The organism is Paraflavitalea speifideaquila, assembly GCF_032395985.1.
Lineage (GTDB): Bacteria > Bacteroidota > Bacteroidia > Chitinophagales > Chitinophagaceae > Paraflavitalea > Paraflavitalea speifideaquila.
This window is the reverse complement of sequence record NZ_CP135920.1, coordinates 6,599,023-6,624,130: the sequence shown is the minus strand read 5'-3', so window position 1 is coordinate 6,624,130 and position 25,108 is coordinate 6,599,023. Positions and strand designations below refer to the sequence as shown.

The 25,108-nt window shown below is 42.0% G+C and carries 26 protein-coding genes, 1 tRNA gene and 2 pseudogenes; 18 read left to right on the top strand and 11 right to left on the bottom strand.

The genetic code is table 11. The features are described from left to right. Positions 1–118 precede the first annotated feature (118 nt). Positions 119–370 (bottom strand): hypothetical protein, encoded by a 252-nt coding sequence (locus tag RS881_RS45480; protein WP_315816851.1) that lies wholly within the window; start codon positions 368–370, stop codon positions 119–121. Positions 371–874: 504 nt separating this feature from the next. On the opposite strand from RS881_RS45480, the gene RS881_RS45475 reads away from it, so the two are divergent. Genes RS881_RS45475 through RS881_RS45465 form a run of 3 tightly spaced genes read left to right on the top strand, consistent with a single transcriptional unit; the run spans position 875 to position 3,055 of the window. Continuing rightward, positions 875–1,171: a hypothetical protein gene (locus RS881_RS45475; RefSeq protein ID WP_315816850.1), complete on the top strand. Its 297-nt coding sequence runs from the start codon at positions 875–877 to the stop codon at positions 1,169–1,171. Next, entirely contained in the window at positions 1,063–1,944 is an 882-nt protein-coding gene (locus tag RS881_RS45470) for a DUF1611 domain-containing protein (protein WP_315824815.1), read from the top strand. The genes RS881_RS45475 and RS881_RS45470 overlap by 109 nt, the downstream gene beginning before the upstream one ends. A gap of 40 nt (positions 1,945–1,984) precedes the next feature. After that, positions 1,985–3,055, top strand: coding sequence for a mandelate racemase/muconate lactonizing enzyme family protein (locus tag RS881_RS45465; RefSeq protein WP_315816849.1), 1,071 nt, complete (start codon positions 1,985–1,987; stop codon positions 3,053–3,055). 21 nt (positions 3,056–3,076) lie between these two features. Here the strand turns inward: RS881_RS45465 and RS881_RS45460 are convergent, their stop codons facing one another. Continuing rightward, positions 3,077–3,805 (bottom strand): S24 family peptidase, encoded by a 729-nt coding sequence (locus RS881_RS45460; protein WP_315816848.1) that lies wholly within the window; start codon positions 3,803–3,805, stop codon positions 3,077–3,079. A gap of 500 nt (positions 3,806–4,305) precedes the next feature. Between RS881_RS45460 and RS881_RS45455 the strand changes: the two genes are divergently transcribed. Continuing rightward, positions 4,306–4,569, top strand: a complete 264-nt coding sequence (locus tag RS881_RS45455) for a hypothetical protein (RefSeq protein ID WP_315816847.1) — start codon at positions 4,306–4,308, stop codon at positions 4,567–4,569. 121 nt (positions 4,570–4,690) lie between these two features. Here the strand turns inward: RS881_RS45455 and RS881_RS45450 are convergent. Continuing rightward, a tRNA-Gln gene (locus tag RS881_RS45450) sits at positions 4,691–4,761 on the bottom strand. A 223-nt stretch (positions 4,762–4,984) separates the two neighbouring features. Between RS881_RS45450 and RS881_RS45445 the strand changes: the two genes are divergently transcribed. After that, a complete protein-coding gene (locus tag RS881_RS45445) occupies positions 4,985–5,200 on the top strand; it encodes a hypothetical protein (protein WP_315816846.1) in 216 nt (71 codons plus the stop codon). A 30-nt stretch (positions 5,201–5,230) separates the two neighbouring features. Beyond that, a complete protein-coding gene (locus tag RS881_RS45440) occupies positions 5,231–6,304 on the top strand; it encodes an aminotransferase class V-fold PLP-dependent enzyme (protein ID WP_315816845.1) in 1,074 nt (357 codons plus the stop codon). Here RS881_RS45440 and RS881_RS45435 read toward each other — a convergent pair. The 3 genes and pseudogenes from RS881_RS45435 to tyrS form a co-directional block, all read right to left on the bottom strand. Beyond that, positions 6,230–7,096 (bottom strand): OmpA family protein, encoded by an 867-nt coding sequence (locus RS881_RS45435; RefSeq protein WP_315816844.1) that lies wholly within the window; start codon positions 7,094–7,096, stop codon positions 6,230–6,232. The two genes, RS881_RS45440 and RS881_RS45435, sit on opposite strands and share 75 nt — an antisense overlap. A 125-nt stretch (positions 7,097–7,221) precedes the next feature. Further along, the gene (locus RS881_RS45430) at positions 7,222–7,584 is read right to left on the bottom strand and encodes a S4 domain-containing protein (RefSeq protein ID WP_315816843.1); all 363 of its coding nucleotides are present in this window, start codon (positions 7,582–7,584) and stop codon (positions 7,222–7,224) included. Positions 7,585–7,592: 8 nt separating this feature from the next. Next, positions 7,593–8,413: pseudogene (gene tyrS, locus RS881_RS62030) on the bottom strand (tyrosine--tRNA ligase). A gap of 411 nt (positions 8,414–8,824) precedes the next feature. Between tyrS and RS881_RS45415 the strand changes: the two are divergent. From RS881_RS45415 to RS881_RS60825, 8 genes and pseudogenes are all read left to right on the top strand, one after another. Continuing rightward, the gene (locus tag RS881_RS45415; protein WP_315816841.1) at positions 8,825–9,907 is read left to right on the top strand and encodes a putative type IX sorting system protein PorV2; all 1,083 of its coding nucleotides are present in this window, start codon (positions 8,825–8,827) and stop codon (positions 9,905–9,907) included. 70 nt (positions 9,908–9,977) lie between these two features. After that, positions 9,978–11,354 (top strand): hypothetical protein, encoded by a 1,377-nt coding sequence (locus RS881_RS45410; RefSeq protein ID WP_315816840.1) that lies wholly within the window; start codon positions 9,978–9,980, stop codon positions 11,352–11,354. Then, positions 11,351–12,504: pseudogene (locus tag RS881_RS60830) on the top strand (C25 family cysteine peptidase). The gene RS881_RS45410 and the pseudogene RS881_RS60830 overlap by 4 nt, the downstream one beginning before the upstream one ends. After that, a complete protein-coding gene (locus RS881_RS45395; protein ID WP_315816838.1) occupies positions 12,501–15,047 on the top strand; it encodes an interleukin-like EMT inducer domain-containing protein in 2,547 nt (848 codons plus the stop codon). Before RS881_RS60830 ends, RS881_RS45395 begins: the two are co-directional and overlap by 4 nt. Before the next feature lie 710 nt (positions 15,048–15,757). Further along, a complete protein-coding gene (gene ltrA / locus RS881_RS45390) occupies positions 15,758–16,948 on the top strand; it encodes a group II intron reverse transcriptase/maturase (RefSeq protein ID WP_315816837.1) in 1,191 nt (396 codons plus the stop codon). A gap of 1,215 nt (positions 16,949–18,163) precedes the next feature. After that, on the top strand, positions 18,164–18,673 hold the full coding sequence (locus tag RS881_RS45385; protein ID WP_315816836.1) for a hypothetical protein: 510 nt from the start codon (positions 18,164–18,166) through the stop codon (positions 18,671–18,673). A gap of 37 nt (positions 18,674–18,710) precedes the next feature. Beyond that, complete coding sequence (locus RS881_RS45380) at positions 18,711–19,376, top strand: radical SAM protein (protein WP_315816835.1); 666 nt, start codon at positions 18,711–18,713, stop codon at positions 19,374–19,376. Positions 19,377–19,606: 230 nt separating this feature from the next. Then, the gene (locus tag RS881_RS60825) at positions 19,607–19,876 is read left to right on the top strand and encodes an SPASM domain-containing protein (protein WP_350340017.1); all 270 of its coding nucleotides are present in this window, start codon (positions 19,607–19,609) and stop codon (positions 19,874–19,876) included. A 3-nt stretch (positions 19,877–19,879) separates the two neighbouring features. On the opposite strand, the gene RS881_RS45375 is transcribed toward RS881_RS60825, so the two are convergent. From RS881_RS45375 to RS881_RS45355, 5 genes are all read right to left on the bottom strand, one after another. Further along, the gene (locus RS881_RS45375; RefSeq protein ID WP_315816834.1) at positions 19,880–20,119 is read right to left on the bottom strand and encodes a hypothetical protein; all 240 of its coding nucleotides are present in this window, start codon (positions 20,117–20,119) and stop codon (positions 19,880–19,882) included. After that, positions 20,116–20,925 (bottom strand): Gfo/Idh/MocA family protein, encoded by an 810-nt coding sequence (locus RS881_RS45370; RefSeq protein ID WP_315816833.1) that lies wholly within the window; start codon positions 20,923–20,925, stop codon positions 20,116–20,118. The genes RS881_RS45375 and RS881_RS45370 overlap by 4 nt, the downstream gene beginning before the upstream one ends. A gap of 77 nt (positions 20,926–21,002) precedes the next feature. Next, complete coding sequence (locus RS881_RS45365) at positions 21,003–21,971, bottom strand: glycosyltransferase family 2 protein (protein WP_315816832.1); 969 nt, start codon at positions 21,969–21,971, stop codon at positions 21,003–21,005. Positions 21,972–21,994: 23 nt separating this feature from the next. Then, positions 21,995–22,192: a hypothetical protein gene (locus RS881_RS45360; protein WP_350340324.1), complete on the bottom strand. Its 198-nt coding sequence runs from the start codon at positions 22,190–22,192 to the stop codon at positions 21,995–21,997. Then, on the bottom strand, positions 22,189–22,584 hold the full coding sequence (locus RS881_RS45355) for a riboflavin synthase (RefSeq protein ID WP_315816831.1): 396 nt from the start codon (positions 22,582–22,584) through the stop codon (positions 22,189–22,191). Before RS881_RS45355 ends, RS881_RS45360 begins: the two co-directional genes overlap by 4 nt. Before the next feature lie 96 nt (positions 22,585–22,680). Here RS881_RS45355 and rpsU point away from each other — a divergent pair, with 96 nt between their 5' ends. From rpsU to RS881_RS45335, 4 genes are all read left to right on the top strand, one after another. Beyond that, on the top strand, positions 22,681–22,854 hold the full coding sequence (rpsU, locus tag RS881_RS45350) for a 30S ribosomal protein S21 (protein WP_425476322.1): 174 nt from the start codon (positions 22,681–22,683) through the stop codon (positions 22,852–22,854). Positions 22,855–23,074: 220 nt separating this feature from the next. Continuing rightward, entirely contained in the window at positions 23,075–23,269 is a 195-nt protein-coding gene (locus RS881_RS45345) for a site-specific integrase (protein WP_315816830.1), read from the top strand. Then, complete coding sequence (locus RS881_RS45340; RefSeq protein WP_315816829.1) at positions 23,266–23,871, top strand: phage lytic cycle repressor MrpR family protein; 606 nt, start codon at positions 23,266–23,268, stop codon at positions 23,869–23,871. Before RS881_RS45345 ends, RS881_RS45340 begins: the two co-directional genes overlap by 4 nt. Positions 23,872–24,165: 294 nt before the next feature. Beyond that, a complete protein-coding gene (locus tag RS881_RS45335; protein ID WP_315816828.1) occupies positions 24,166–24,471 on the top strand; it encodes an HPF/RaiA family ribosome-associated protein in 306 nt (101 codons plus the stop codon). The last annotated feature ends 637 nt before the right edge of the window (positions 24,472–25,108 follow it).

Genomic DNA, 25,108 nt, shown 5'->3' with positions numbered 1-25,108 from the left:
GAATGATTCAGTGGTGGTAATCTCTATATCGCTAAAAATGAATGACTGGCGGAGGGTTGGATGACCACTTTAAGGTAAAAGAGGCCGGCATATTCAAATGAGAATGGAGGGGATCCTTCTATAACCATGGAAGTGGCGCTTGTGGCAGGTACCTGTTTTTATCAATGGCCAGGCTTTTACGTACTGGTTGGAATCCTGCAAAAAAGGATATCGTCAACGTAATAAAACATAAGCCGGCAGGTTTGCCAACGAAATGGGTAAACCAAAAAGCTTTAAAGCCTTTATTGATATGCCAGGCATATTTACTACCGGGCAGGTAAATTACTTTGTATCCTCCCAGGAGGTTATACATGGATGGTTGCTTGATCATGATCTATACTTCATCAGCGGGTAAGCCGTATGGCATAGCCAATGCGGAAATACCCTCGGTTAATAAACAAGTTGTTGTTTATCACGATGGATACATGCCTATGATAGAGAAATCTATCAGAAGCCAATATGGATTTTTGCGGGAATCTTAAATGGAGGGTGTATGCATTTTTGATTCAGCATGGCTGCGTTTGCAGCTTTTTGTCACCGGACCTGGCCTGAGGGTGGGTAGTGAAGCCTTAGCTTCCGGTAGGAGGGTGACAGTTTATTAGACGCAAACGTTGCGCCAATGTGAACACAATACCGATAAAAAATAATTATTTAGCGTGTTTTGGCCGTCATACTATTGACGTGAGCACTAAATGTATGGGGTGCCTGCAAATATACGCAGGTGGTCGCCAAACTTGTTTAAATAGTAGAAATAATACGTCCAATCTACTTTTTGCTACCTATGCTACACTTAATTTTAATTTTTGCACGCAACACGTAGTAAAAACAAATTCACTTGTCTTTTAATAGTTACGATATGAATAACAATGCCATCATCATTACCAATGGTTTACTTTCGGATAAAAGTGCCAAAACGGCCCATGGCTTGATCCGGAGTTGCGACAGGTTTCGCATCCTTGGTGTAATTGATGCAACTCATGCAGGTAAAGATGCCGGCGAAGTGATAGACGGCCGCTCGCGGGGATTCCTGTATGGGCCAACCTGGAAGAAGCCCTACATAAAAGTGTTGAACCCATTCATTACAGTATCATTGGTATTGCTCCCAAGGGAGGTAAACTGCCCCTTGAGTTAAAGCAGGTATTGGAGGCCAGTCTTAGTAACCGGATATCAGTGATCAATGGGTTGCATGATTTTATGACGGATATACCCGAAATGGTATCACTGGCCAGCATCCATGGCGTTACCATAACGGATATCAGGAAACCCAAGGACAGGAATGAGTTGCATTTTTGGACAGGTCGTATTTATGAAGTAAAATGTCCCATCATAGCTGTATTGGGACTGGAAACCAATCTTGGTAAACGAACTGCCACCCGAATGCTTACCGAAAGCTGCCGGGTAAATAATATACAGGCTCAAATGATATTTACTGGCCAAACAGGTTGGATGCAGGATGGTAAATATGGGTTTGTACTAGACACAACGGTGAATGATTTTGTAGCCGGAGAACTGGAACATGCTATCTATACTTGTTACCAGGAAACGCATCCCCAGGTGATCTTCCTGGAAGGGCAATCAGGATTGCGTAATCCAACAGGCCCTTGTGGTTCGGAATACCTGGTATCGGCCAATGCACGTAAAACGATCCTGGTATTTTCACCCAAGCCCCAATATTTCAGTAATAACCCGGCCTGGGGTAAGGTACCATCCATAGAAGATGAAATAGCCCTTGTAAAAATGTACGGTAGTGAGGTGATTGCCCTGGCCCTCAATACGAAGGAATGTACAGAAGCAGAGGCTTACCAGTTCCGTGAACAATACGAACAACAACTGGGCATTCCTGTATTGTTGCCTTTACAGGAAGGAGTAGATAGGTTATTGCCCGTGATCCGCTCGATCATATAAGAAGGATAAAATATACACCGCTTATTAAACAGGTATATCCATGAAGATTCAATCCATTGTAGCCAGTTGCGAAGACCTTCAATTAACAAGGCCCTATAGCATTGCTTATAAGACGGTGACACATGTGGAGAATGTAGTAGTAAAGGTTCAATTGGAAAATGGGATCGTAGGTGTTGGTACGGCTAATCCCAGTAAATATGTGGTGGGTAAGGATACGGCTGCTACTTTGAAAGCCTTGCAGGGAGATGTACTGACAGAACTTATTGGAAAAGATATTCGTGCATTTTATTCCCTCCTGGGCACTATGCACGCATTGTTTCGCGACGAGGTTGGTGCCGCCGCGGCACTGGACATCGCCTTGCATGATGCGTTTACCCGTTGGTTGGGCATACCCCTGGCAGCTTACCTGGGTCAAACCATCACCGCATTGCCTACCTCTATTACCATTGGTATTAAAAACGTAGCTGAAACATTGGCCGAAGCCAAAGAATACCTGGATCGTGGCTTTCGCATACTGAAGGTAAAATTGGGGAATTCACCAGAAGAAGATATAGAGCGGCTGATAAAACTGCGGGAAACCTTTGGTAATGATATTTTGATCCGGATAGATGCCAACCAGGGCTATACTGCAGGCGAATTGCTTAATTTTTATAAACAAACCTTATCACTAAACTTAGAGCTGATTGAACAACCCATGCCGGCCAATGCCATAGCCGAAATGAAACAATTGCCGATTGAGATCAGAAAATTGATTGCTGCCGATGAATCATTGGTTAGTCCGGTCAATGCCTTTCGACTGGCTGAGCAACCTATTGCCTGTGGTATTTTTAATATTAAACTGATGAAATGCGGTGGCATACAACCGGCATTGGAAATTGCCACGATAGCTCAGCAAGCGGGTATTGAGCTGATGTGGGGATGCAATGATGAAAGTATTGTAAGTATCAGTGCTGCCCTACACGCAGCCTTGTCATGCCCATCTACCCGTTACCTGGACCTGGACGGCAGTTTTGACCTGGCAAAAGATATTGTGAGTGGTGGGTTTATGCTGAAGGATGGTTTTATGTTGCTTACCGGCCAGCCTGGTTTGGGTGTTGATCTTCTGACCTGATTGCTTTTTCCATTTATAATTTTATTTCAAACTTTTTTGGGGCGCCATTTCCCAATCTATCTTTCTTTTGACCAACCAAAGCTCCTTTACATCTTTGACCATGATCAGGAATTGCGGGTAAAACTCTTCGTTGTCGCTAATCGCTACCAGTGTTTCAGGATCTTTTTTGTACAACCTTTTTACCAGGATGTCGTTTTCAAGCACGATTACATAGATGTACCAATTGGCTATTTGGTACCACTGGTCCTGCTCAATGCGTTCACAAACGAGGTGATAGCCTTCTTTGTAGGTAGGCTCCATGCTATCGCCTTTTACGTCAAATACTCTATAACGTTCTCCTTTGTAAGGAAAGCCCGGAAGATGTGTTTTTTCCAAATGATGAAGGTATAAAGGGTCATGGTACCGGGTGGAGTATCCTGCCTGGGCTGGAATGGGAACATATACGATTCCCTCATTTTCTGGTTCAGGTTGGGTCTTCTGTTTACGTCGGGTTATTAGGTAGGGAGATTTTGGTTCCTCCATAATTGATTCATTATTGTGCATTGGAGAATAGTCTATTGAATCTCCATAAATGTAGGCTTTGATCTTGGCTTCATCCTCAGCCTTTGGGTTTGTACCCTCCTGTTTCCATTTGTAGATGCGATCCTTTGGAATACCACTCATTCGGGAAAATTCAGGAACTCTAATGTGTTCTATTGCCAGTTTTTCATATAATTTGACAACCAATGGATTGGTATGCGTAATTGCCATAGTTTACTTGTAATGTGGATAAAAATACAATAATAGGGTTTATTGTTGGAGAAATCTCCATTATCTTTGCCTCCCTGTTCAAACAAATTAACACCTATTATGGGAGAAAACAGGCGGCTGCAGTAAATAAATGGAAATATCTACACTAAAATTTTAAAAATACATCAATTATGCAACAGGTTTTTTATTCCTTATCATGCTTTGTATAGCTACCTATGGAAAAGCACAAACAGCATTCCCTGAAAAATTCCGGTTAACAATTTTTCAATGGGATCAAATTACCGGTTTATTGAAACATCAAAAACAATCAAATCTAAAAGGGAATGGCTTTTTAGATACCAGAAGCCAGGGGATAGCATTCATGTTCGGTCAAGTGTAGAGACTGTTACGGATGATCTGGTGGAAGAATATTCCGTACAGATAGCCACCACCGATTCAAGGCCGGTAACAGTATTGACCTTGCCTACCTTGCCGGGATATAAGTATCGGCTGGAAGTAATATGCAATGGAGTAGTAGATGGGGGAAATGGATCTATGGAAGGAAAAAGAAAAGAGGTTTCCTGGTAGATGCAGGATGGATGATCAACGCCGGCATATTGAATACCATTGAACCGACGGAGTATTTGGGAGGCGGATTGTCTTCGGCTGATTATTTTATCACCAATAATGATAGTGAAATCATTGTACAAGCTATTGGTGAAGCAAATACCTTGATCAGGTATGAATTCAAAATTAAGTTTTATGCGTTGTGGACTAATTTGTAGGCATCCTGTACAATGAAAGAGGAAACACTTCTTTATAAATAAGGCTGCGTTTATTCCTCTTGGGCAAGCCCCGTTCGCTGCCAGAAAAACAAAACCCGCAACGAAAGTTGCGGGTTTCTTGTTGCCCGACCAGGATTCGAACCTAGACAAACTGAACCAAAATCAGTTGTACTACCATTATACTATCGGGCAGCCTTGCCAATTTCTCAATTGGGAGTGCAAAAATAGGTGTTCCAATGATTTGCGCCAAAAGCTTTTAAGAAAAATTATCAATTTACCTAACATTCTCTGCCGCAGGTCATAAAGTGAGCAGGCAGAAGGTAATAATTGTTTAATTTTCGGATAAACCATTGTACATGAATCCCTTTACCCGTCGCTCATTTCTTAATAAAGCCTCTCTTTTTCAGCTACCGGCTTGTTATCAGTCCTAACACAGCCCGCCTGGAGCCGTGAACTTAATCATGCCTTTCAGCAGGCCGCCAATATACCACCCGATCAATTGGCCGGGGAAGAGGATTTTTGGTATTACGTGCAGCAATCGTATACCGTTTCTCCTTCACTGATCAACCTGAATAATGGGGGTATCGCCTTCTCCCAAAACCGTGCAGGATGCGATGAAGCGTTATCATGATCTGAGCAATGAAGCGCCCAGTTTTTATATGTGGCGTATTCTGGACCAGGGAAGGGAGCCCTTGCGAAAAACCTGGCCTTACTGGCAGGATGTTCGCCGGAAGAAATAGCCATTCACCGCAATGCCTCGGAAGCATTGGAAAATGTAATTTTTGGATTGCAACTGAAAGCTGGGGATGAAGTAGTGCTCAGTAAACAGGACTATCCCAATATGATGAATGCCTGGAAGCAACGTGAACTGCGGGATGGTATCAAACTGGTATGGGTAAACCTCGATTTGCCCAGTGAAGACAATGAGGCTATGACCAATGCATATACCAGGGCCTTTACCGCCAAAACCAAAGTAGTACATCTTACCCATGTTATTAACTGGAACGGACAGATCACTCCAGTGCGAAAGATTGCAGACGCCGCACATCAAAAAGGGATCGAGGTAGTGGTAGACGGGGCGCATAGTTTTGCCCATTTTCAATATACTATACCGGAACTTGGGGCTGATTATTTTGGTACCAGTTTGCATAAATGGCTAAGCGCTTGTATAGGCAGCGGGCTTTTGTACATTAAGAAAGACAAGATCAAAAATATCTATCCCCTATTTGCGGCACCCGACCCCAAAAGTGAGGATATACGCAAGTTTGAGAATATGGGAACACGCCCGTTCTTTATTGAACAGGCCATCGGTAAAGCCATTGAGTTTTATGATATGATCGGCGCTCAACGCAAAGAACAGCGTCTTTTCTACCTGAAAAATTATTGGATGAGTAAGGTGAAAGATATTCCTAAAGTACAGTTAGGCACTTCTATGAAACCCGGTTTTGGATGTGCCATTGGCCTTGTAAACATTGAAGGTAAGAAGCCTAGTGAATTGGAAGGATTCCTGCTTTCCAACTATAAGATTCATACCACTACAGTAGATTGGGAAAACCTTAAAGGTGTGCGGATTACCCCCAATGTATATACTACCACAAAAACCTGGATCTATTGGTTCAGGGTATTGAAAAGTTTGCCAAAGGAGGGTTTTAAGAAAGGCTTATTTACTAATAATCTTGATTTCTACCCGGCGATTTTTAGTTTCTTCCATCGGCGTACGCTCGGAAGGAAATAACTTTTGGCTGCTTCCAAATCCTTTATAAGACATGCGATTTGCAGCAATGCCGGCACTTAGCAGGTATTGGTAGATGGCTTTTGCGCGTTGTACCGATAGGTCGGGAGCGCCTGTATCAACATCAGGTCCGTCAGCTCCGCCCGATATACAACAAATATGACCGTGTATCTCAATTTGCAGGGTAGGATTGTCCTTCATCACTTTGTATAGTTCTCGTAAAATGGCGTAGGAGCCCGATAATAAAAAATGCCTGCCAGGTTCAAAATTCAAATTGGGTAAAACCAGTGTACTTCCTGCTTTGATGGCGGTATCCCTGATCATGGCCGATAAACGGGATTCAGTCTTGCTGGTTACCGGTACTTCCTGGGGTGGGGGCACTTTTACTATAGCTTGCTTAATAATAATTATTTCTACCCGTCGGTTGATAGCCCTTGCGGCATCCGTTTCTGCAAGTTCCAGCGGCTGTCGTTTTCCCAGCCCTGTTGCCTGACCAAATAGAGTAGGGGAGCATCCTTTACCCTCCAGGTATGCCCTGGTGGCTTTTGCTCTTTCCTGCGACAGGGAATCATTGTACTGATGGGAGCCTATAAAGTCGCAATGGCCTGTTATAAAAATTTGGGTGATGGTTGCCAGCGGGTTGAGCTGTAAAAAGCTATCCAATGTAGCGGTGGCCGGTGTACTAAGGCTTGCCTGGTTGAAATCAAAACGTATCAGCAGGGTATCTGCAGTTTGCTGGGAACGGGTGCCGTGCCAGCAAATGATCAGGAGCAGGCTAAAATAAAATGATCTCATACCGGGAGGCAATTTTTCACGGTTATTTCAGTAAGACGAAAGAATGGGCATATTGGTTGGGGTAGGGGATAAACAAAAAAGATGATCTGTTGATCATCCTTTTCATAAATATCAGTTCAGACAGCTTATTTAGCTTCCACCAGGTAGTAGTTCGATTTGCCCTTCTGTACCAATAAGTATTGCCCATGCAACAACAGGCTGCTTTCTATAGTAAGCTGGATATTCTCTACTTTTCTGCGGTTAATCTTCACTCCTCCGCCCTGAACGGTTTTGCGGGCCTCTCCCTTACTGGGAAAGATGCCTGTTTCGGCCAGAAAGCTCACCACATCAATACCGGCGTTGATCTTATCAGCGGGGAAATCGAATTTTGCAAGGCCTTCCAAGCCTTCCAGGTCTTCCAGGCTTAAAGATTCGGCAGGGGCGCTTTGGTTGTTGAATAATTTTTCGCTGGTTTCCATCGCTTCTGTCAATCCTTTTTCTCCATGCACGAAGACCGTTACTTCCCGGGCCAGTGCTTTTGCAGTTCCCGGGCGCCCGGATTCTCCCGATGTTTACTGATCAATCCATCCACCATCTCAGGTGTAAGGAAGGTGAATATTTTGATCCATTTTTCTGCATCTTCATCTTTTGCCTTGAACCAAAACTGATAAAAGTTATAAGCAGAGGTTTTGCTGGCATCCAGCCACACATTGCCTTTTTCCGTTTTGCCAAATTTGGTACCATCGGCTTTTGTGATCAACGGACAAGTAAAGGCAAATGCTTCGCCACCTGCTTTACGGCGTACCAGTTCGGTACCGGTGGTGATATTGCCCCATTGGTCACTGCCCCCATCTGAGTTTACAGTTTTTATGGGTATACAACCAGTAATAATCGTATCCTTGCATAAGCTGGTAGGCAAATTCGGTATAACTGATACCGGTATCGCCCTCAATACGTTTTTTACACTGTCCTTGGCCATCATGTAATTGACAGTCAGGTGCTTACCTACATCCCGCAGGAAGTGAATAAAGGAGATCTCTTTAAACCAATCGTAATTATTGACCATTTCGGCAGCATTGGCCCTGGCAGGGTCAAAATCCAGGAATTGGGATAGTTGATTCCGGATGCCTGTCACATTTATCTGTAGTTGTTCCTCACTCAATAGGTTGCGCTCTTCGCTTTTCATGGAAGGATCGCCAATCATGCCGGTAGCACCCCCACCAGGGCAATGGGCTTATGGCCGGCCTTCTGAAGATGTACCAATAGCAATATGGGTACCAGGCTTCCGATATGGAGGCTATCGGCCGTAGGATCAAATCCGATATAGGCGGTAGTCATCTCCTTTTTAGCTGTTCCCCGGTTCCCGGCATTATATCCTGGAGCATGCCCCTCCAACGTAATTCTTCTATTAGGTTCATAATATATATATCTTTGACATTGAATAGCTAATGGGAAATTGGCATAAAAAAATGAATATCCAAACTGTTCAGGTCCCAATAGCGTATTTATTTAGGATCAATACCCTCATTACCAGGTAGATCAATGAATTGTGCAAATGTAAGGATTACAGCAGGTTTACCCGGAGGGAAGCAATATTTTAGTAATAAAAATCGTTAGACTAAGTTAAGTTCTGGTGGCCTGAAATGGCTCATTTTCAGTGATCAGCCTAATGGTTTTAGGATACGTGCAGCCAAAACCTTAATGAAATAACCTTTGTAAATGAAATTGCTTATTCCGAAAATTGGATTAATGAAGAAAGCTTCATGCGTTGTCGTATCCCTTACAATAGCCCTATTGTTGCAACTAAGTTCCTATGCTCAATTTCGTAAATACTCCAACGAGTTCTTGAATATCGGCGCGGGAGCAAGGGGATTGGCTATGGGGAGCGCCCAGGTAGCCAGTGTTCATGATGGTACGGCTGGTTATTGGAACCCGGCTGGTTTGGTACATGTTAAAGACCAACCACAGTTGAACCTCATGCACGCTGAATATTTTGCCGGTATTGGAAAATATGATTACGGTAGCATAGCGATACCTTTGAAGGATAATAAAAGGGTGCTTGCTTTATCATTACTACGTTTTGCTGTGGACGATATCCCCAATACCATCTTCCTGGTAGAAGCCGATGGTACCATCAATTACAATAATATTACCAGTTTTTCTTCTGCTGATTATGCTTTTCTGTTATCATTTGCACAACCTGTAAAACTGCGTGATCCCAATAAGAGTTTAAGTGTTGGCGCCAATGCCAAAGTGATCCATCGCAAGGCAGGCGATTTTGCCACCGGATGGGGGTTTGGTTTTGACCTGGGTATACAATACCAAAGTAAACGGTTGCGATTGGGAGCTACCGTGCGGGATGTTACCACCACTTTTAATGCCTGGACCTTTAACCTGAATGAACGGGAAAGAGAGGTTTTCTTTCTTACCAAAAATGAGATACCCGTTAAATCTACTGAACTAACAGCCCCCAGGCTTATCCTGGCGGGCGCTTATACTTTCAAGATCAGCCGTACCCTGGGCCTGCTGGCAGAAGCCAATCTGGATCTTACATTCGATGGGAAGCGTAATACCGTATGGGGATCGGATGTAGTGAGTGTAGATCCTAAAATTGGATTGGAAATGGCCTGGAAAGATGTGTTTTTTGTAAGGGGCGGGGTAAATAATTTCCAGAAAGGGTTGGATGACGATGATATTACCAACCAGAAAAAAATATGGATCTATCAGCCAAGTATTGGTGCTGGCTTTAAGATATCCGATGTGCAAATTGATTATGCATTTACTAACCTGGCCAATCAATCTAATCCGTTATATACACATGTTTTTCACTGAAGCTGGACCTAAAGAAAAACAGAAAAAGAAACAGCCTTAATCCCTATAGAAAACCTTGAAACATCATACTATGAAGCGAATTTTTACACTGTTGTTAATGCTGGCGGCACTGTCTGTGGCTGCCCAGTCATATAACAATGAATGGATAAAGTTCAATCAAACTTATTATAAATTCAAAGTAGCGAATGAAGGTTTATTGCGTATTTCCAAAACCGTTCTGGATGCTGCCGGCCTGGGTAGTGCTGACGTTCAAAACCTTGAATTGTGGCGCAATGGTGTAAAAGTGCCTTTTTATTCTTCTGTGCCCACGGGAGCCTTGCCATCCAATGGCTACCTGGAATTTTGGGGCCAGCCCAATGATGGAAAGCCCGACCGGGATTTGTACCGTGACCCTGTTTATCAACATACCAACAAATACAACCTGATAACTGATACAGCTGTTTATTTTTTGAGTGTTAATAACAATCAATCTGGCTTCCGGTACCAGGAGGTAGTGAACAATGTAAGTGGCCCCTTGCCACCCCAGGAGTTATACTTTATGTATACGGCGGGTAATTATTATAAAACAAAGATCAACCTGGGCTTTGCGGTTGACTTAAAAGAATACCTATACTCATCCTCTTACGATAAAGGCGAGTTTTGGTCAAGTAGTGATATCAATCCCTCTGCCTCTTCCTCCATTGAGACTACCATTAGTGGCCTGGCTGTATATCCTTCTGGCCCCAATGCTACGTTTAGGTTTGGAGTTACAGGGAATGCGTTGAATCCGCGTACAGTAAAAGCAACAGTTGACGGAGTTGTGGTGAAAGATACTGTCATGGATTATTTCAATGACCTGAATACTTCTGCTACTTTGCCACTGACCAATATCACTGACGGGTCTGCAACTGTTAAGTTTAGCAATGGGTCTCCCATTTCTACTGACCGTATGGTGGTATCGTATTTTGAGATCATTTACCCAAGAGAATTCAAGTTTGGCAACCAGCGAAAATTCAGGTTTACCTTACCTGCAAAAGCTGCCGGTTATTACTTTGCCATTAAAGAGTTTGACTATGGCAGTACACCACCTGTACTGTATGACATGGCTTTAGGCGAACGTTATGTTGGGAATACAACAGCTAGTCCAGGTTCAATACTGTTTGCTCTCCCCGGTACTGCATTGCCTCGGGACCTGGTATTGGTAAATGCCGAAGTGGGAAATATAGCTACCGTCACTTCATTAACGGCTAAAACATTCATTGATTACAACCAGGCTTTGAACCAGGGTAATTATTTGATCATTACTCATCCATCCCTTTATGTTGGATCGGGAGGTAATAATCCCGTAAATGACTATAAAGCTTACCGGGAATCAGCAGCTGGTGGCGGCTATAAAGTGTTGGTGGCCGAAATAGATGAGTTGGTAGATCAGTTTGCTTTTGGGGTTAAAAACATCCCCTTTCGGTGAGAAATTTTATTCGATATGCCAGGGCGGCCTTTCCTGGTTCAATCAAGGATGTATTCCTGATTGGGCGTGGAACGACTTACTTTGAATACCAAAGGCATATAACCGAGGCAGTAATGGACAAATTGAACCTGGTTCCCACTTTTGGTAACCCGGCTTCGGACAACCTGTTGAGCTCGGCTACTGTATCCAGTCCTGTTCCTACAACGCCTATTGGGCGATTATCTGTTGTTAATGGAAAGGAAATTGAAGATTACCTGGAGAAAATAAAAGAATACGAAAACGTACAACACAATGCGCCTAATACTTTAGCCGGACGAGATTGGATGAAAAATGTAGTGCAGGTGACTGGTACCGCCGATTCCTATCTGGGAAATGTATTGTGTAATTATATGAGTGTGTACAGGCAGATCATAGAGGATACATTATTTGGTGGGGAAGTATATAATTTCTGTAAATCGACTGCAGGTACTTCGGAACAATTTGCTTCAGATAGAATTGCCAGTCTTTTTGCAGAAGGTATCGGATTTCTGAACTACTTTGGTCACTCCTCTGCTACAACGCTTGAATTTAATTTGGATAATCCACAGAATTATTCCAATCAAGGTAAATACCCCGTCTTTTTGTAAATGGCTGTAATGCAGGTAATTTCTTTTCGTATTATCCGCAACGCCTGGTTTCCAATGAAACTTTATCTGAAAAATTTGTATTAGCCAAACAACGGGGCTCTATTGCTTTTGTGGCTAGTACACACTTTGGTATCGTGAACTACCTGAATTTATTCCTTACACATCTATATGGGACAATATCAAGGACTGACTACCATAAATCCTTGGGAGAAACAAATAGAGATGCATTTCAATTAATGCAGAATGCTACAGGGCCATCTGACTTTTATACCCGTATACATGCTGAACAGATAACCTTACACGGAGATCCTGCCTTAGCCCTCAATTCTCAACCAAAGCCCGATTATGTGGTGGAAGAATCGCTGATTAGGGTTAATCCTGCTTTTATTTCTATCGCCGAAAGCCATTTTGAATTAAGGGCGCGGATGGTAAATTTAGGAAAGGCTGTAAACGATTCTATCGTTGTAGTGGTAAAACAGCGATATCCCGATGGCAGTACTGCTGTTTTGTATCGTGAAAAATGAAAGGAATTAATTATTCAGATTCTATTTTCCTCAATGTTCCTATTGTTGCAACCAGGGATAAAGGCACCCATACCATTACTGTAACGGTAGATGACGAGTCGGCAGTGGATGAAATGGCGGAAAACAACAACACAGCTTCCAAGGTTATTAATATATTCCAGGATGAGGCAAGGCCCGCTTTCCCCTACAATTTTTCGATCGTAAAAGACCAATCACAAAAGCTTTATGCTTCCACTGCCAATCCTTTTAGTACTGCGAAGGATTATATCATTGAAATTGATACTACCGAAAAATTTAATTCTATTGATAAGAAAAGCAGAACTATTTCGGCTCCAGGGGGTGTCATAGAATTTGATCCACAACTAGCCTATAAAGACAGTACAGTTTATTACTGGCGGGTCTCACCGGTTCCTGCTAGTGGAGGTAATTATCTATGGGCCAATCAATCCTTCATGTTCAAGAATAATATGGAAGGATTTAATCAATCACATCTTTTCCAACAGGAAAAATCACAGGCCGATCGTATGTACCTGGATACTACTTCGCGGGTATGGAAATACGGATTGCGGAAAAATAAGCTCACTATTCGTAATTGTATATTTCAGGTCGGAGCCAATCTTTGTAATCTAGAATCAGATTTCACTGTTTCAATTAACGATGATAATAGCCAAATGCGAAGTACCTGTGATGGAAGGTCGTTGGTTTTCAACGTGTTTGATAGTGTTACATTCAAGCCATGGCTCAATACCACGCCAGATGGCCTAACTAACTTAAATCGATTTGGTAGCCGACGGGCGAACTGCTTCGCTGGAAGGAAGTACAATTTTGAATTCCGATATGAAACACAGAGCGAACGAAAACTAATGATGGACTTTATGGATAGTATCCCTAAAGGGGCCTTCGTAGTAGTTCGTAGTTTTGATACCCAAATTCCTTTCTCCTTGTCTTCTACGTGGCGTGCTGATACTACCGATTTTGGTTCTAATAATTCTTTGTATCATAAATTATTGGAAGCAGGTTTTGTTGCTATTGATTCAATTAACAGGGAGAGGTCCTGGTTATTTGTATACAAGAAGGGGCAGAATGAAACATTTATTCCCAAATATGCTTTTAGCGATAATCTTACGGATAGATTAGCCGTTACTGCCGATTGCTTTACCCCTGATACGTTAGGGTTCATTACTTCCTCCACTTTTGGACCGGCCTCCGCCTGGAAGGAATTTCGTTGGGATGGTACTTCGCTTGAACAACCTTCCAGCGATCAAGCCAATATTCAGGTAATTGGCATTAATGCTAATTTTGCAGAGACGCCCTTATTTACACTTGATGAAAATACCAAGCAATTGGACATCTCTTCAGTAAGTGCGGCCGATTATCCCTATATGAAGCTGAAAATGCGTACCGCAGATTCTGTGAACCTTACGCCTTATCAGCTTAATTACTGGCGGGTAAATTATGTACCTGTTCCCGAGGGCGCTTTGGCTGCCAATATCTTCCTGAATGCACATGACTCGATAGAAGTAGGAGAACCTTTTAAGTTTTCTATAGCTTTCAAAAACGTGAGTAAGCACGATTTTGACAGTCTGATTATTAAAGCCACTATTACCGATAATAGTAATGTGCCGCATCCCATAGTCATACCCAAGCAAAAAGACCTCAAATCCGGCGATACGGTTACCATAAAAATTGAACTCCCGTCCAAGGACTATATAGGGAATAATACTATCTACGTAGAAGTTAATCCTGAGGGCAATCAGCGCGAACAATATCATTTCAATAATTTCTTGTACCGGAACCTATATGTAAAGGCTGATAATACCAATCCATTCCTGGATGTTACTTTTGATGGTATCCACATCCTTAACCGGGATATTGTTTCAGCCAAGCCGCATATTCAGATCAGGCTGAAAGATGAGGCTAAACATCTATTACTAAATGATACCAGCCTTACAACGGTACAAGTGAAATACCCCAATGGTACCATCAGACTGTATCGATTTGATAATGATACCTTACGCTTTACACCGGCTACCAACGGAACGGATAATTCGGCAGTACTGGATTTTACTCCTGCGTTTACTAATCAGGTGAATCCGGAAGGTGATGAATATGAATTGATTATTACAGGAAAAGATAGAAGTGGAAATAAAGCGGGTAGTGAATACCGGAGCCTATTCAGGGTAATTAATAAACCAATGATCTCGAATTTGCTCAACTATCCAAATCCGTTTAGTACTTCTACAGCCTTCGTATTTACCATTACTGGCAGTGAATTGCCTCAAAACATCAAAATACAGGTATTGACGGTGACGGGTAAGATTGTTCGTGAAATAACTATCAATGAATTAGGCCCACTTCGGGTAGGTAGAAATATCACAGAATTCAAATGGGATGGTACGGATCAATACGGCCAAAAGTTAGCCAATGGCGTTTATTTGTACCGGGTGGTGACCAGCCTAAACGGAAAACCATGGATAAATACAAATCAAGTACGGATAATACTGATAAATTCTTTACCAATGGGTATGGAAAAATGTACTTGATGCGGTAGAACCAACAAATACCTCATTTATATTAGGCTGCCTCCGGGGCAGCCTTTTGTTGTGTGCCGGGCATGTATATCAGCTCTAGGGTGAAAGTCCCGAATACGTGTTACAGTGCATAGTATTAGCCAAGGGCAAGGGTGTCCATCGCGAGGTGGAATCTGAAAGAAGCCGGCGGCAAACGTTCGAGCCTACGAACAGAAATTGCATACAAGGCGGGCTGACATGGGTGATGTTGCAACACAAACAGAAACCCTACACTGTGCAGACTGTCAGAACGTAAATGCAGAGGCTACATGAACGGAAAGCGGATATACTTACCCCGGGAGGTCTGCAGGCGATTCTTCGCTTAGAGCAGAAGTCAGCCGAAGCCGTAGTAGGAAGGAAACGAGCCATCTCCCCGTAAAGGGCAAAGACGGAAGACTCACAGCCAAACCGAAGGGCCGAATGTTAGAATGGCGAAAATGAACAAGACGTTTATGATTGAGGCGATTACAATAGAAGAACATTAGAAAACTACCTGTGTGAGGATAAGCCGGAAGCTAAAAGTAAAACACAGGAGGAGTTGAGCCTCATCATGCAACCAATGGGAATAACGCTGGGATGATTTTTTTAAGTAATAGTATGCTGGAAGAAATATTAGATATCCGCAATGTACAAAAGCCTTTAAGCAGGTAACTGCCAATAAAGGGGCTGGAGGTATAGATGGTATGCAGACCGATGAACTTCGCGACTACCTGAATACCAACTGGCAAACACTGCGTACTAGTATTTTAGAAGGCACGTACCGCCCCCAGGCAGTGAAGAAAGTAGAAATAGACAAGGAAAACGGAGGCGGTAAAAGGATGTTGGGAATACCTACAGTAATCGACAGGTTAATTACGCAGTCAATAGCCCAGTGGTTGAGTCCGCAGTATGAAGCGGAGTTCTCCAATTATAGCTATGGGTTTAGAGAGAATCGCAGTGCTCATCAGGCAGTGTATCAGGCTCAAACCAGCCTGAACGACGGCAATGAATGGGTAGTAGAGCTGGAGCTGGAGAAGTTTTTCGATCGGGTGAACCACGACCGGTTAATGTCGGCGCTGGCCCAAAAGATAACGGACAAGCGGACACTGAAGCTACTGCGAGCGTACCTGAACTGCGGAATAATGGAGAATGGAGTAGTGATAGAACGCAAAGAAGGCACTCCTCAAGGTTCTCCGTTATCACCGCTGATGAGCAACATTGTTTTAAATGAACTGGACAAAGAGTTAGAGGCAAGAGGCCACCGGTATGTACGATATGCAGATGACTGTAGCATCTATGTGAAAAGTGAAAAGTCAGCGGCTCGAGTGCTGACTACAATCACAGAGTTCATAGAAAAGAAGCTAAAGTTAAAAGTAAACCGCACAAAAAGTAAAGTCAGCCGCCCCAATGACAGTACGCTACTGGGTTTTTCTTTTTACCGAAGCGAAAAGGGCTGGCAAATACGTATTGCGCCCAAATCGCTGAGAAAGATTAAAGAAAAGATGAAAGAGCGAACTCAGCGTAAAGCCCCCGGTAAAGTGGAAGACAAGATAAAGAAGATGGAGGCGACAATCGTTGGTTGGGTGAACTACTTTAGGATAGCCAAAGCCAAAAGCAGAATGGAGGAACTGGACAGATGGGTAAGAACGCGTCTAAGGATGGGAATATGGAAACAATGGAAAAGACCAAAAACGCGGTGGATTAACCTGAAAAGGCTGGGAATCAATCCTGGGAAAGCCTATGAGTGGTCAAATAGCCGTAGGGGCTATTGCCGCATTGCACACAGTCCAATATTGACAAGGGCATTAAATAATGAATACTTTGTCAGGCATGGATACGTAGGGTTCGCAAACTACTATTACTGGAAAACAACTCACCAAACTAAGTTATTCTGACAAACCGCCGTATACCGGTCGGTACGTACGGTGGTGTGAGAGGTCTGTGAGGGAATTAATCCCTCACAACCTACTGATTGACTATCTATTGGGGCAGTGGTGAATATGTCTATGATCTTGAGTGGATTATAAAATAAATAGTATAATTTAGTTCTTCTCGAAAGCAATTATTAAGTGCTCACACTAACTAATGGAGATATATGGTAAAACAATACTTTCAGGTATGACAAACTTTAGTGTTGCCAGGAAAAATGCCTTGATCCTGGCTGGGTCGCTCATCCTGTCTTTTTGCTGTATTTTCCTATTTTAGGCAATGCCTTTTATCTGATGATTATCTTTCCTTATACCGTATAATTATTGAGAAGAAGATATTGGTCAAAGACTTTCTTCGCCCACTTATTGATTTATCATTTTACTTTAATTATAATCTTTCTGGCCTTAATCCTATTAGTTTTTATGTTTTTAATATAGTGATTCACGCAATCACTGTATGGCTAATATACTTATTGGCTATGCGCTTCCACCTATTTGAAGGGAAGGAGCAGGAATACTTCGCGGCCATTACAGCAATGCTGTTTCTTATATATCCCTTTCATTCAGAAAGTATAGTTTGGCTATCTGGTAGGTTATCCTCTATTGCCTGTCTATGTGCGCTGTTTTCCTTGTATATTATGCTTGGTGATAGCGTATCCTGGAAAAACGACTATTGGCAATTCTAAGCTACTTGATTGGACTGCATGCTTATGAGTCAATTCTATTCTTGCCCTTTATAATCCTGGTTTTAAAATGGGAAAAAGGTGGAAGCCGGAAACCGCTTATTACAGAGGGCATAGTATGGAGTATTATTATGTTGCTGTATCTTTTGTGGAGATACTTGATTTCAGGAGTTGTATATAATGATTATGGAAGTCATGTAGGTGATGGCCGGTTAACGAAATACCTTTTGCAGGGACTGAAAACATTCGGCAGGTCGGTATTACCACCAGTAGAGCATTCACAACTCTTAATTATTCTGTTTTGTTGTACAGCCGTTTTCCTGGGTATTATCCATTTTTATCTAATCCGTAAGTCGCAATTAAATAAATCGATCCTGTATAGGTATGGGCAATTGATGGTTGCTTTCTTCATCGCAATGTCAATACCAGTCCTTTTGGGCTAAGTACAAGAACTACAGAAGGTGATCGACTATTGTATTTCCCTTCCTGCTTTTTGTGTATGATGGCAGCCTTTATGCTATTGGTATTGATAAATAGAAATGCTTACCGGTGGGTCATTATTGGCGTTCTGACAATTGTATCGGTTTTTCTTATAGTTCAGAATAACAATCGGTGGAGTAAGGCATCTGATCTGACAAAGGAAGTACAGAAGATCATTAATCAGGATGATAAAAAGCAGGTGGTTTTGATTAATCTGCCTGAAGAATTGGAGGGCGCCTTTGTTTTTAGAAATGGATTCTTGCAGTCACTAGTTATTAATGGTGTAGATACTTCGAGGGTTATGGTTAGCCATTATCTCAACAGGCTGGAATACCTTGCAATGCCAGACAATAACCCGGTGATCAAGGAGAAAGATAGATTGTTTGTTTATCCAGCAACATACATTGTTGATAGCCAGCATGATACTCTTGAAATAAGAGGCCCACAAAATAAGTATCTTGCATCGTTGCGCAAACAAACTAGTACGATATACTACTGGAACAACATAGAGCTGGTAAAATTATATTGAGCAGCATCGGTAATGAGTAATTTGAATAAATGAAGCCATGTTTAATAAGAATGACTATATAACCCGGGGATTAAATTTTGCCAATAATCATTTATTCCCCCAGCGGAAACGATTGTCATCTCTTATGTTATATGCTACTGATTTGTGTGATTCGGCTTGTAAACATTGCCTTATCTGGGCCAAACGTCCTCCGGCTTTCCTTTCATTTGAGATGATTTGTAAGATCATGCAAAGCAGGTGCATTACACCTTCTACTATGGTGGGGCTGGAAGGAGGTGAGTTTTTGCTACATCCTGAAGCTGATAAAATATTAGCCTGGTTTTCGGAAAACCATCCCAACTTCGACCTCTTCTCTAATTGCCTGAAACCCGAAAAGCTAATCGAAGCCGTTGAGAAGTATAAACCTCATCGGCTATATATATCATTGGATGGAGATAAGGACACTTATTTGTATATGCGGGGAAAAGATGGCTACGAAAAGGTAGTACAGGTAATAACCACCTTAAAGAGCAAGGTTCCTGTATTTGTAATGTTTACTTTATCTCCTTACAATGATTTTAAAGACCTGGAACATGTAGCCGCACTTTGTAAGGAACACGGCGTGTTTCTTAGGGTCGGCATATACAATAACATCCCTTTTTTGATACCATTGATGATGCTAAGCAATCGGGTTTTGGACAGTACAAGAACAAAGAACTCCTAACTTATAAAAAGGCAAAGGAGTTACAGGAGAATAAGACAGAGCATGTATCGGATGAGGGAACATACAATCTTAAGGAGGCCTATTCTGCAGAAACGGCTCCCCCGCTATTAATTAAGGAATTCGAGGAGAATTATGATTATATCAGCCTTTACCAAAACTGGTCAAAAGGCCAACTAAGGCTAAGGTGTCATAGCATTCTGGACAGTGTAGTTGTTTTGCCCAATGGTGATGTGCCTATTTGCCAAAATCTCGATGTAAAGTTGGGAAATATACACGAAGCTGATCTAGACGAGATCTTTAATTCAAAAGAAAGTTCGAAGAAGCAACAGTTCTACTCTCACAACTGCAATCAATGCTGGGTTAGCTACCACAGGAAGTATGATATTGTTCTGTATAGGACGTTTGAGAAGTACTTTGGAAAATGGGCTACGGGCAAAATGCTCGGGTATTATAAGTGGAACGACAATGAACGACTGACTTATAAAGAAGTGATTAAATAACGGTTACCCTCTTATTTGCTCAATAATATTATAGCAGGGTCGGAGGCCGGGTAAATCATTTTTTACTAACTTATCTGTATGGGGCATCCCTTCTGTCAATTGAATAAAAGCTTCCATTTCATGATAAAAGCCTTGTAAAACAAGGGTATTTAGTTCTGCAACCGGGGTTAGTAAATTGCCGGTTGTGAAATAGGTTTTCCTTACAATAGGTTGTTGCAACAATCTTTCGATAGGGATATTCATGATTCTTTTCGGCTTTTGAAGCCCTTCAACCAAGATTGATATTGAACCGTCAATGCTTCCTCACTGCTATTGATCTCTAATACATCGGTTGGTGCGTTCCATGAAAAATGGGTTGACAGCTCAATAAGTCCCGAAATATTGCCCTGGTGCAAGACATGTAATTGGACGGTGAGGCCGTTGTTGTCTTTATTCTTTGAAAAGGATTGAAGTGTATAGTTTCCAAAGAGGTGGTCACAATAATCTAATGCGTGGATGAATAGCTCAGTAAATGGGTCACCTTGCAGATAAGAGCCAAAATGGAACCTGTATATATAACTTTTTACTTGGGAAACTCTTTTGATTACATATTTATTGGCGGGCCAGTATCTTCTTTGTAAACCAATCTTGCATATTCCTTTAGGATTAATATTGATCAATTGTTCCAATTGCTCCAGGTTATGGCAGGGCGGCTTCTCTACAAAAATAGGCTTACCGGATTTGAGTAGCTGTGTTAAAAGACTAAAATGAGCTTCTGCTTTTGTGCAAAGAAAAACACCTGCAACGGTGGGGTCATTCAGGATTGCATTAATATCATTGGTGAAATGGCAGCCCGGAAATAAGGAGCCCATTTGTTTATTCCAGGAAGAGTTTTTGGTACAGATGTATTGTAACCTTACGCCAAAATGCCGGAGGATGGGATAAAGGTTCGTCAGGCTATGCATGCCGACGCCAATGAATGCATAACCTTGTTGGGTTTTAAATAAAGGTGCGTTGAAGAGCTTTTCCTTTCTTAATGTATTAAACTTGTTTAACAGCGCGGATATCATTTATTGGCGTTTGAATGATGGACTTTTCATCAATGATGTCGGAAAATTTTCTTTTCCCGCTGAAAAATAGTGCTTTATTATTGTTCCATTAAAAATCCCGTAACAATTTTTAAATCCATTTGCTGAATAACCCCGCTTCTTACTATGAAATATAAGCCAATAGAAATAGGCAAATTCGGCTTTGAACATGGCTTTACTAATTCCCCAATGCCCTTTGAGTAAAAATATAAACTCCCTCCCAGGTCCATCAGGAGCCGGAGGATAATGACGGGCAATAGCTGTAGCAAAGGGAGGTTCCGGGTGAGTAAAATGTAATTATTCCTGAAAGTCAGAAAGGTTTTTAGGTGGTTTTCCCAGGATAGGCTTCCTCCGCCAATATGGAATACGACCGATTCTGGGCAGGCGTAGATTTTATAACCGGCGTGTTGCGCGCGCCAGCATAGGTCAATATCTTCCTGATGCATGTAATAGTAGTCATAAAAACCTCCAATTTCTTCATAGATGGAAGATTTGAGGAACATACAGGCGCCACTGGCCCAAAATATTTGTGCCAGATTATCATACTGGCCGCTATCGGGCTCTATGGTCAGCAAAATTCTGCCCCGGGCAAATGGATAACCCAATCTGTCAATCCATCCTCCGCAGGCTCCCGCATATTCAAACATCTGTTTTTCATCCAGGGACCGGAGTTTAGGCTGGCATATAGCAATATCATCGTGCGCTTCCATTAACTCGATCACCGGCTCAATAAAACCGAGGGTAACCTCTATATCAGAATTCACCAGCAGGAAATAATCTGCCTGTATTTGTGATAAGGCCAAATTATAGCCGCTGGCATACCCTTTATTGGCATACATTCGAATAATATGAACCGAAGGGAAATGTTGTTCCAGCACCTTAATAGAATCATCATTGGAAAAATTATCGATAACATAAATTTCCTTGTTGCTATAGGTGGTTTGCAGGAGGGAGGGCAGGAATCGTTTTAAATATCCACTGGTATTCCAGTTTAATATTAAGATGGCAACTGAAGGGCTGTTTTTCATATGGATATCGAAAAATTGTCTGTTCAGGATTTAAACTGGGCTATCCGTTGCACATATTTTCCAATCATATCAAATTCAAGGTTTACCCTGGTGCCCGAAGATATATTTTTAATATTGGTATGTTCAAAAGTATAGGGAATAATTGCTACAGAAAACTCATTTTGTGTGACCCCGAAAATGGTCAGGCTGATGCCATTCAGGCTAATGGAACCCTTTTCTATGACGAGTGTAGCGAATGCCTCCGGAAAGCGAAACCTGAATTCAAAGCTTCCATCCCGATCCTTTTATCAATACACTCGGCGGTGGCATCCACATGCCCCTGTACAATATGCCCATCCAAGCGCCCCTGGAAGGTTAAGCATCTTTCCAGGTTTACCAGGCTACCGACTTCCCAACTGCCTAAATTGGTTTTTTCCAGGGTTTCTGCGATGGCTGTAACCCGGTACCTGTCACTTTTTATTTCTTCCACGGTGAGACAAACACCGCTGTGGGAAATGCTCTGGTCAATTTTCAATTCCCCAGTGATTGGGGAGGAGAGCCATAATGTTCGATTGGTGCCTGCCTGTAAAACTTCTTCTATGCGGCCTAAGGCCTCTATAATTCCAGTAAACATGAAGCAAAAATCGGTTTTTAATGGTAAATGTTGTTCTATTTCAGATTTTCTGTTATCTTTGCAACCCCAAAAGCATTTTAAAGGAGGTATACAACTATGCTGATCATTGATTCAAAAGATTGCGAAAATATTGACAAAGCGCTCAAGAAGTACAAGAAGAAATTCGAAAAAGCAAAGATCCTGTTGCAACTGAGAGAGCGTCAATCTTATACCAAGCCTTCCGTAAGACGTCGGAGCCAAGTATTAAAAGCTGTCTATAAGCAAAAATAGCCAGCGGTCAGATCGAAGGATAATTCATTCATTCTGAATAGTATATTGGAATAGCTGCAAAGTTCTTAACTTTGTAGCTATTCTTTGTACCTATATCAGGACATTCTATGCTGTCTTCTCCCAATTCTGCTATCCAATCCTTTATTGACTACCTAAGGTTTGAAAAAGGTATGCCGATAATACCATACGGGCATATCAAGATGATTTAGAGGACTTTACAGTGTTTTTGGCCAATGAAATGGGTATGGTAAACCCTGTATTGTCAGAAATATCCGCTGCATTCATCAGAAGTTGGCTCGTTGATTTGAAAGAAAAGAAGAAAAATTCAGCTAAATCAATTAACCGCAAGATTTCCTCCCTTAAGTCCTTTTTTAAGTATCATTTACGGCAAGGTAACCTGGTAAAGACCCCATGAGTAGCATTATAGCTCCCAAGGTTAGTAAGCGGCTACCACAATATGTAGAACAGCAGGATATGAATGTTCTCTTTAATCAGGTTGAATTTCCCGATACGTGGAAGGGGCGTACAGACAGGCTGTTACTGGCTATATTTTATAATACAGGCATGCGTTTGTCTGAATTAGTAAACCTGAAGGAAAGTCAGGTAAATAAGGCGGGGAATACCCTTAAGGTGTTGGGGAAAGGCAATAAAGAACGATTGGTGCCTGTTAGTGCCGATCTGATAGCTGTCATACAATCTTATATTGCCCGGAAAAGAAAGGAGTTGGAAGCACCAGATACTACGTATCTGTTGGTGAATAACAAAGGGAGAAAGCTTTATGCCAAATCTGTCTATCTTTCTGTAAAGGAATGGCTAGCCACAGTTACTACTATTGATAAGAAGAGCCCGCACATATTGCGGCATACCTTTGCCACCCACCTAATGAATAACGGGGCCGATCTGAATGCCGTTAAAGAGCTATTGGGGCATGCTAGCCTTGCTGCCACACAGATATATACCCACAATACCATCGAGAAGCTGAAAGATGTCTACAGGAAAGCGCATCCAAAAGCGTGAAAGAAATGCAACACTTTTCAAGTGTCCAAAGCCTTATTGTTTGTTAATGTTCCCAGTACTTTGAACACCAGAAGTGGTATCCCGTTTTGCTAGTGAAAGACCGTAAATTATTTCCTTGGAAAGGATAACAATTTAATGGTGTAACACGTTATAATTTTACAACCTCAAAAGCTAAATTTAATTTGGAAAGAAATAGATGCTGTATTAACTTCATAGGAGTCAAAAAGACCGCGCCTATGTAGCATTATTACTCCCAAGATCTTTATTTATTGTTCACAGTTAAAATGCGATTGTATGAACGTCAACATTCAGACCGTGCGTTTTACTCCCGATGTAAAACTGGTAGATTACGTTAACAAAAAACTTCAAAAACTCAACACTTTTCATGACCGCATTATCAAGGTAGATGTATTCCTTAAGCTGGATAATGTAGTGCACAACATCAAAGATAAAATTGCAGAAATACGCGTTCAGATACCCCGATACCAGTTCTTTGTAAAAGCTTCGTCTAAGTCATTTGAAGAATCTTTCGACAATGCGCTGGAATCCCTGGTAAGCCAGGTAAAGCGAAAAAGAAAAACAAGCAGCCTAAAAGATTGAAGCTGCCCCAGAAAAGGGGCAGTTTTTATTTCCCCCTTTTCCCTGACTTTCACTCCTAATTTTAGTGTCTGCCTCTTCTAAAAACAGTTCTACTGCTCCAGTACAAACTTATACTCTAGTCCCATGGCATTGGTGGGACGCAAACATGTACCGGGTTTGCATAGTCAGGGGCTCAAATACCCTCTACGACCTGTACAGGTATGTTCGGGAGATAGTACTGCCATTGAGCACTTTTAGCTCACTCTTAGCTAACTTCCTGACCATTCCTTGGCAAATACCCTGCAAGTGGCACTCCAGTAGCAGGGGCTCGCACTGAGCCTTTATAGTCTGCGACATCCCTAATATCGATCCTGGCATATTGCTCCTGTAGAAGTCAGTACTTATTATCCGTGCTGACAATTCTAGTAATTATTCGCCTCCCGGCATTTTCTCTTCCCTGTTTTTCGATTTAGACTTTTCTGGAATTATAAAAACGATATCTTGCGGCCCGAAACAGCCTTCACGGGGAATTTTAGGCTGGTTTGTTTTCGACTGGGAGGAGAATTATGTGCAAATGGTTGAAAACAAGCAAAAAAATTGGAGTCAAAGTTTTTGTATTTAACAAATTCGATTACCTTTGCCTTCCCAAAAATAAGCA